At 65.8% G+C, this 7,892-nt stretch carries 6 protein-coding genes; all 6 read left to right on the top strand.

Going from position 1 to position 7,892, the window contains the following annotated elements:
- Positions 1–391 precede the first annotated feature (391 nt).
- The 6 genes from QZY03_RS14905 to QZY03_RS14880 all read left to right on the top strand — a co-directional run bounded on the left by QZY03_RS14905 (position 392) and on the right by QZY03_RS14880 (position 7,709).
- On the top strand, positions 392–1,249 hold the full coding sequence (locus QZY03_RS14905) for a hypothetical protein (RefSeq protein ID WP_295582352.1): 858 nt from the start codon (positions 392–394) through the stop codon (positions 1,247–1,249).
- A 202-nt stretch (positions 1,250–1,451) separates the two neighbouring features.
- On the top strand, positions 1,452–2,168 hold the full coding sequence (locus tag QZY03_RS14900; protein WP_295582350.1) for a paraquat-inducible protein A: 717 nt from the start codon (positions 1,452–1,454) through the stop codon (positions 2,166–2,168).
- Positions 2,165–2,806 (top strand): paraquat-inducible protein A, encoded by a 642-nt coding sequence (locus tag QZY03_RS14895; RefSeq protein WP_295582348.1) that lies wholly within the window; start codon positions 2,165–2,167, stop codon positions 2,804–2,806. The genes QZY03_RS14900 and QZY03_RS14895 overlap by 4 nt, the downstream gene beginning before the upstream one ends.
- Entirely contained in the window at positions 2,796–4,472 is a 1,677-nt protein-coding gene (locus QZY03_RS14890; protein ID WP_295582346.1) for an MlaD family protein, read from the top strand. Before QZY03_RS14895 ends, QZY03_RS14890 begins: the two co-directional genes overlap by 11 nt.
- Positions 4,472–5,059, top strand: a complete 588-nt coding sequence (locus QZY03_RS14885) for a membrane integrity-associated transporter subunit PqiC (protein WP_295582344.1) — start codon at positions 4,472–4,474, stop codon at positions 5,057–5,059. Before QZY03_RS14890 ends, QZY03_RS14885 begins: the two co-directional genes overlap by 1 nt.
- A gap of 181 nt (positions 5,060–5,240) precedes the next feature.
- A complete protein-coding gene (locus QZY03_RS14880; protein ID WP_295582342.1) occupies positions 5,241–7,709 on the top strand; it encodes a mechanosensitive ion channel domain-containing protein in 2,469 nt (822 codons plus the stop codon).
- Positions 7,710–7,892 lie beyond the last annotated feature (183 nt).

The following is a 7,892-nucleotide window of genomic DNA, read 5'->3' as shown; positions in this document are numbered from 1 at the left end:
AGATTTTCCGAAATTTAAGAGCGCAATTTCAAACTGCTTGATCAATGCGAATACTCAATGCAAGAGTGAGATGGAAACCTTATTTTCATTAAAATTTCAACGTATTAGAAAATCGCAAATTATTCCTATTTAGAGTATATCGACCGGATGACGTCAAGCGCTGAGCGGCGATAACGAATGAGCCGCATCGCTGCGTAGCGGTGCGGTTCTTCCTGCTTCCAAGTGGCCTTGATCAAGTCGGCTTGACTGTTCCGGGTGCTCTGTTGCGCCCTACGTGGTTTCCTGGGTCATGCTTCAGCGCGAACGGAGTGTAGGGTGCGTCGGCCCGCGTAGGGCGCAATAGCGCAGCGTATTGCGCCGAATGCACGCCGGTTTCCAGCACGAGATTTGAATGAGACACATGAAGCAACCCCAACACCCACCCGCGACACTGGTTCAGGCTGCTGTTTTGCTCGCCGGATCGTTAGTCGCAATCCCCGCCGCGGCGGCGGTCGATCCGTTCGATGGCGCCTGGCACTTCAACTTGACGCCCTATGTGTGGCTGCCCAATATCAACGCCGACCTGAATTATGATCTGCGGCCCCGCGCGGCGGCCCTGTTTCGATCCGGGGCCACCCAACTCAGCACCGAGATCGGACCCAACGACTATCTCTCGAACCTGCAATTCGCTCTGATGCTGAGCGGCGAGGCGCGCAAGGGTCTCTGGTCGGTCTACACGGATATCATTTACCTGGACTTGGGCAATCAGGACTCCCGCATCCGTACTGTCCGCGGGCTGCGTGGCGAGTCTTTGACCAACGTGGCCCACCAGGCCGAGACCAGTTTGGACGGGACGGTCTGGACCCTTGGCGGCGGCTATACGCTGGCCCACGGTGCCTGGGGCCATGTCGATCTGCTCGCGGGTTTCCGTTATCTCGGTCTGGATACCGAGTTCAAGTGGCAACTCGCGGGCAGCTACGGACTGCTCGACCGGACCGGCAAGGTCTCCAAGAACCGGGAGGACTGGGTTGGCCTCGTGGGGGCCAAGGGCGAGATTCTGTTCGGCGATACACGCTGGTTCATGCCCTATTACCTGGACGTGGGAACCGGTTCGTCGAGTTGGACCTGGCAGGCTTTGGTGGGGGTCGGGTACCGGTTCGAGTGGGGCGATGCGACACTCGCGCTGCGCTCGCTCTCCTATGACTTCGACGAGGATGATTCCAACCTGCGCTTCACCGGTCCGGCGCTTGGTGTCACATTTCGCTGGTAAGATCTGCGTCCATCATCATTCTCATCCGGGGTGACCGTGAGCGTCACACGGCGACCCGATAGGAGCGGCCTGCGGCCGCGATGGGGTCTCGCGGGATCGCGCGCATCGGCGGTTACCGCGGCACCGCATCGCGGCCGGAGGCCGCTCCCACGGGAGATATTCATCTTGCGGGGCGGGTCAACGTCTTCTCATGACCGGTAGCGTGCCAACAGTTCCTTCTGGTATCGACAACTGGCCGGAGTTCGCGGGGAACACCGAGACTCTTGCCTGCCCGGATTGCGATCTGCTGCAGGTCGTGCCGGAGCTCCCGCCCGGCGGCAAGGCGAGTTGCGCGCGCTGCGGTCGGACCCTGGCGACTCAGGCGGCGGACCCGATCGAGCGTCCGCTGGCGCTCAGCATCGCCGCGTTGCTGGTGCTGATCCTGGCCAACACGGCGCCGCTGATGGGGCTCTCGGTGGTGGGACAGCAGGCGAGCACCACGATTGCCGGCGGCGCTTGGCAGATGTGGCTTCAGGGCCAGGAGTTGACCGCCATCGTTGTGGCCTTCTGTGCGGTATTCGCCCCGGCGGCCTACCTGCTGTGCACGCTGGCGGTCCTGCTCGCCGCCCGGCGGCCGCCCGCCGCGCGTTGGGTTGGGGAACTGCTGCGCTGGGCCGAGGCGATGCAGCCCTGGTCGATGGTCGAGGTGATGATGTTGGGTATCCTGGTCGCGCTCATCAAAATTGCGGAACTGGCCACCGTGGAGCCGGATATCGGAATGTATGCGGTGGGTGTATTGATGCTGCTCATCCCTGCCATCCAGTCCAGCTTTGATCCGGAAGCGATCTGGAAGCGGGTCACCTGGGCCGACGACGGGTCACCACCCGCGGACGGCGCGGTCCAGGCCGACGGCCCCCTGAACCTTTGGTCGGCACCATGACGATCAGCGCGCTCACCGCCGCGCGGGCTGGACTGGTGTCCTGCGGAACCTGCGGCCTGCTTGCTGCGCCGACAAGCCCCGCCGCGCCCGGCCATTGTCCGCGCTGTGGCGCGCGGTTGGCAGCGCGCCGCCGGGGCTCCGTCGAGACCACCTGGGCACTCGTCATTGCCGCGGCCATCTGCTACGTCCCGGCCAACCTGCTGCCGGTGCTCGGCACCACCACGCTCGGGTCGACTGAATACGACACTATCATGGGCGGGGTGGTCTTCCTGTTCACCTCCGGATCCTGGCCGCTGGCGCTGATCGTGCTGATCGCGAGTGTGATGGTGCCGCTCGGCAAGCTGTTGGCGCTCGCCTATCTGTTGATCACGGTGCAGCGCGGCTCGGTTGCAAGCAACCGGGAGCGGACCCGGCTCTATCATCTGGTCGTGTTCATCGGCCGCTGGTCGATGCTCGATGTCTTCGTTGATACCTTCACCGTCGCGCTGGTGCAGCTTTCGCCCCTGATGTCCGTGCAGCCTGGTGCCGGGGTGGTCTTCTTCGCGGCGGTGGTGGTGCTGACGATGATCGCCGCCGAGTCCTTCGATCCGCGCCTGATCTGGGATGCCGGTACTGAGACGGAGCCTGATGTTGCCTGACCCGATCGACCGCGCGACGCTGCCCCGAGCCACCCTGACGCCGCCACGGCGGCGGCGGATTTCGGCCATCTGGCTCATTCCGCTGATCGCCGCCGCGGTGGCGATCGGGATTGCGGTCAACCGCATCATGAACGAAGGGCCGACCATCACCATCGTCTTCAGCTCGGCGGAGGGCGTCGAGGCCGGTAAGACCTTCATTAAATACAAGGACGTGAAGATCGGCCAGGTCACGGCGGTGGAGCTTTACCAGGAGTACTCGAAGGTCATGGTCACCGCCCGGATCGACAAGCACGCGGCAGGGCTGATGGTTGAGGACGCCAATTTTTGGGTGGTCGCGCCGCGTGTGACACTGAGCGGGGTCTCGGGTCTGGGCACCCTGCTGGCGGGCAACTACATTGGCTTTGAACAGGGCCATGCGAACAGGGCAGGGCGCCGCTTCGTCGGGCTGGAGGTGCCGCCGGCCGTGACCATCGATCAGCCGGGTCGACAGTTCCAGCTCAAGGCCGACGACATGGGGTCGCTGGGGATCGGGTCGCCGCTGTATTTCCGCCGTCTTCAGGTCGGCCAGGTGATCGCCTATGCGCTTGCCGACGACGGCAAGTCAGTCAGCATCCGGGTCTTCGTCAACGCGCCCTACGATCGGTTCGTCGGCACCGATACGCGGTTCTGGAATGCCAGCGGTGTCGATGTCTCGCTCGGCGCCGGCGGCTTGGACCTGCGCACGCAATCGCTGGTATCGCTGCTGATCGGCGGCATCGCGTTCGAGTCTCCCGGTTTCGCCGCCACCAGCGAACCCGCCGCCGCGGGCAGTGCCTTTCCCCTTTACGGCGACCGGACCACGGCCATGAAGCAGCCGGATACCATCGCCAGATCTTATGTGCTCTATTTCAGCGAGTCATTGCGCGGGCTGTCCGTCGGCGCTCCACTCACGCTGCTCGGTTTGCCGGCCGGTGAGGTCACCCAGGTCGGCGTCGACCTGGACCCGGTGAAGCTGGCGGTGCGCGGGCGGGTGGAGGTCGTCGCGTATCCGGAACGCATCGTCGCCCGCCTGCAGACACAGCAGTCGGCCGCCGGCCAGGCCATCGTGCAGAGCGAGCAGGCCACCCATGCAGTCTTCAAGCGGTTGGTCGAGGAGCGGGGGCTGCGCGCCCAACTGCGCAGCGGCAGCTTGCTCACGGGCCAGTTGCTTGTCGCACTCGACTTCTTTCCGGAGGCCGGCAAGCCGGACGTCGACTGGACGCAGGCAACGCCGGCGATCCCCACGGTGCCGAGCACGGTGCCGGACCTGGAGGCGAAGGTGACAGCGATCCTCGCCAAGATCGACGCGCTGCCGTTCAAGGCGATCGGTGCCGATCTGAAGAAGGTCATCGAGTCACTCGATAAGACCCTCAAGGACGTCAACAAGGCGGTCAATCGCATCGACACCGGGCTCACTCCGGAACTGGTGTCGACGGTCACGGACCTGCGGCGTGCCCTCGACTCGGCCGATCGCCTGATCAAGAGCACGGACGCCACCCTCCTGGGAGAGGATGCCCCAGGCCAGATCCAACTGCGCGATGCCCTGGAAGAGATCGCCGGGGCGGCACGGGCCGTGCGGGGACTCAGCGATTATCTGGAGCGCCAGCCCGCCTCCCTGATCCGCGGCAAGACCGAGAAAACACCCTGATGCGCCGCCAACCCGCCCTCCTTGTCGTTGGACTGATGATGCTGCTCGCGGTCGGGTGCGCCTCGCCCCCGTCGCGTTTCTATACCCTGAGCGCGGCGAGCGCGCCCGCCGCTCCCCCGTCCAGCCGGTCGGTGTCCGTGGGTCCGGTGTCCGTCCCGGCGTCGGTTGATCGTCCGGAGATCGTCGTTACCGACGGTCCCAACCAGGTGCGCATCGACGAGTTCAACCGCTGGGCCTCGCCGCTCAAGAGCGAGATCGCGCGCGCGGTGGCCGAGAATCTGGTGCTCATGTTGGGGGCTGATCGGGTCACTCAAGCCGCCCAGACGGCGACCGCGGATGTCCAATACCGCGCCTTGATCGAGGTGCAGCGGCTCGACTCGACCCCCGGCGAAGCGATCACCTTCGAGGCCGTGTGGGTGGTGCGCCGAACCGCGGGCGGTCAGTCCCTGACCGGGCGGACCCGGGTCCGCGAGCCACTGCGTGAGTCGGGCTACCCCGCCGTCGCGGCGGCCCACAGTCGGGCGGTGGCGCGTCTGAGCGAGGACATTGCCGAAGCCGTGCGGACGCTGGAGATCGCACCCCGCTGATCGTCCACATGCGAAGCCCCGTCTTTCCGCGGTCCTTACTTTTCATCGGGTACGGGATATGCAGCTAATATGCTTGATCGCGCACCGGTCAGCCGGACCCAGGTTTGACTCGGACCCGATCGCGGCCTCGTCGCCCCTGATCGAGCGGCAACCTGCGCGGCTGTCCGACCCGCCGCGGTGCTTGGCGGCCGACCTTCGGCGGCTCGCGCTGACGCTCGGCTGGCTGCTGATCTGCGCCTGGCCGATGTCCGCGCGGGTCTTGGCGGCTGAGTCCCTCCCTCAAGTGGCGCCCACCCAGCCGCCGTCCGTTGTAGCGGCCCCGTCGCCGGTGCCGCCCGCACCCATCCCGATCGAACGGATTGCACCATCGATTGCGCAAACAGCGCATCTGCTGCGGGTCTTTTCATCACAACGGGTGCCGGGCGGCGCGATCGAGGCCATCGGTGACGCGCTGCCCGCGGTGAGCGCCGAATTCGCGGCGGATCTCGAACGCACCCTGAGTATGTTGCAAGAGCAGCCGTCGCTCGAGGCATTGCAGGGTACCGATCAGCTCTGGTCCAGCCGTCAGCTCGCACTGAACGCCTGGCTGGAGATCCTCACGGGACGGGTCACGCGGCTCCAAGAGACCCTGACTCAGATCGCGGCCCTGCGTGAGACTTGGACTCTGACCCGCGAGGCCGCGGCGGCCGGCGGCGCCCCGGCGCCGATGCTCAACCAGATCGACGCGACGCTGGCGCAGCTCGCGGCGGCAGAGCCGCTCGATCAGGCTCGGCGCGACGAGGCGCTCGATCTCCAGGGGGCGATTGCGCGGGAGGTCGCCCGCTGCGAGACCGTGCGGACGCGCATCCAGGAGGTGCAGCAAGGGACCACGGGCGGCCTCCTGGCGCGCACCAGCCGCCCGCTATGGGACCCTGACCTCTGGCGCCGGGGGCTGGCGGTGCTCCAGGTGCGAGCGCACCAGGTCTATGCGGCCTACCAAGCCGACCTCAGCGCCTACCTGACCAATCCGGCCACTCATATGCCGGTCCATCTGGGGGTCTTTGTGGTCGTGCTGGCGACCTTGCTGGCGGCACGCCGCCGATTGCCGCAATGCGCCGCGGCAGGCGGGGACATGGCCCGGATCAGCATCGTCTTCGACCGACCGGTCGCCGCCGCGGCGCTGATCGCGCTGATCGCCGCCACTACCCTGTGGTCGCCGACGCCGCTGCGCGTCAAGGAATTGCTGGGGGCCTTGGCCCTGGTCCCGATGATCGTTCTGGTGCGCCCGCGGGTGGACCGGTCACTGCGTCCGACCCTCTATGCGCTGGGCCTGCTCTTCGCCTTGGATAGCGTCCACCATGCCTTTGGGGGTGTCCCGCCGGTGGTCGGCCAGGTGATGATCTTCGGTGAGTCGCTTGCCGCGGTTGGCGTGGTGCTGCGGCTGTTCAGGCACCTCAAGTCCGCGGGCGGCGGGGATGCAGCCTCGCAACCGGCTCTGCACTGGGTCTGGCGGCCACTGACCGGGGGTGTCCTGGTCACGCTGATCATCGGGCTCGTTGCCAGCTTGTTTGGCCGGTTGGAGCTCGCCCGGCTCACCACCCCGGCAGTTCTCGTCGGCGCGGCGGATGCGCTCTGGATCTATGCCGCGGTTGAGGTGAGCATCGCCATACTCGCTTTTGCGTTGCGGACCTGGCCGCTGCAGCGGCTGCGGCTGGTCGCCAACCACCGGGAGTGGTTGCTGTCCAGGTTCCAGCGCTGGTTCCTGTGGCTCGCGGTGCTGGCCTGGTGTTTCCGCTATCTGGACTATCTGGGTCTCTGGCAGCCGACCTTGACGCTGGTTCAGCAAGCCCTGGCGGTCCGCCTGACCTTGGGTGCATTCAGCACCTCCGCCGGGGATGTGCTGGCCTTCGGCCTGACCCTGTGGGCCGCCTATCTCGTGTCCGCCGTGCTGCGGTTCATCCTCGAAGAGGAGGTCTATCCCCGGGCCGGGATCGCGACCGGTGTCTCTTACGCGGCATCGAGCCTGATCCAGTACACGATCGGAATCCTGGCGTTTTTCCTCGCGCTCGGTTTTCTGGGGATTACTCTCACCCAGGTGACGGTGTTCGCCGGAGCCTTGGGTGTGGGCATTGGCCTCGGACTCCAGAATGTGGTGCAGAACTTTGTCGCCGGGCTCATCCTGCTGTTCGAGCAGCCCATTCATGTGGGGGACGCGGTGCAGGTCGGGGACCTGCAGGGGCGGGTGCGCCGCATCGGCATCCGCGCCAGCGTGCTGCGCACCTTGCAGGGGGCGGAGGTGATCATCCCGAACTCCGAGTTGACCTCCAACCAGGTCACCAACTGGACTCTGAGCGATCAGCAGCGGCGGCTGGAACTCCCGGTGGGGCTCGCTTACGGGACGGCCCCGGCCCAGGTGATCGCCCTGCTGGAAGGGGTCGCGCGCGACCACCCCGGGGTCCTGCCGGAGCCGCCGCCCCGCTGTCTCTTCGTCGGCTACGGCGACAGCGCGATCAACTTCGAACTGCGGGTCTGGGCCGACTATGACGCCGCGTCCGGCGTCAGCAGCGAACTCGCCGCGGCTGTTTATGATGCGGTCAATGCCGCCGGCCTGAGCTTTCCCTTTCCGCAACGGGAGGTGCGGCTGTTGGCCGATGAAAAGACGTCCGAGTAACCCGGTAAAGGCATCAACAACATCCTGGATAGCCGTCGGACGTGATAACCGGACGTAGATACTCTGTTCGAGCGCAAGTCCGATTTGCCTCCAATCCGTAAATTGGCCTCCTCGCTACGTGAACGGGCGCCATCGTCCGACGGCGTTCGGTATACCGGCGTCGGGTCCACGGTCGGCAACCGT

This window comes from uncultured Lamprocystis sp. (genome assembly GCF_903933125.1).
GTDB lineage: Bacteria > Pseudomonadota > Gammaproteobacteria > Chromatiales > Chromatiaceae > Thiodictyon.
This window is presented reverse-complemented; position numbering and strand designations above follow the sequence as displayed.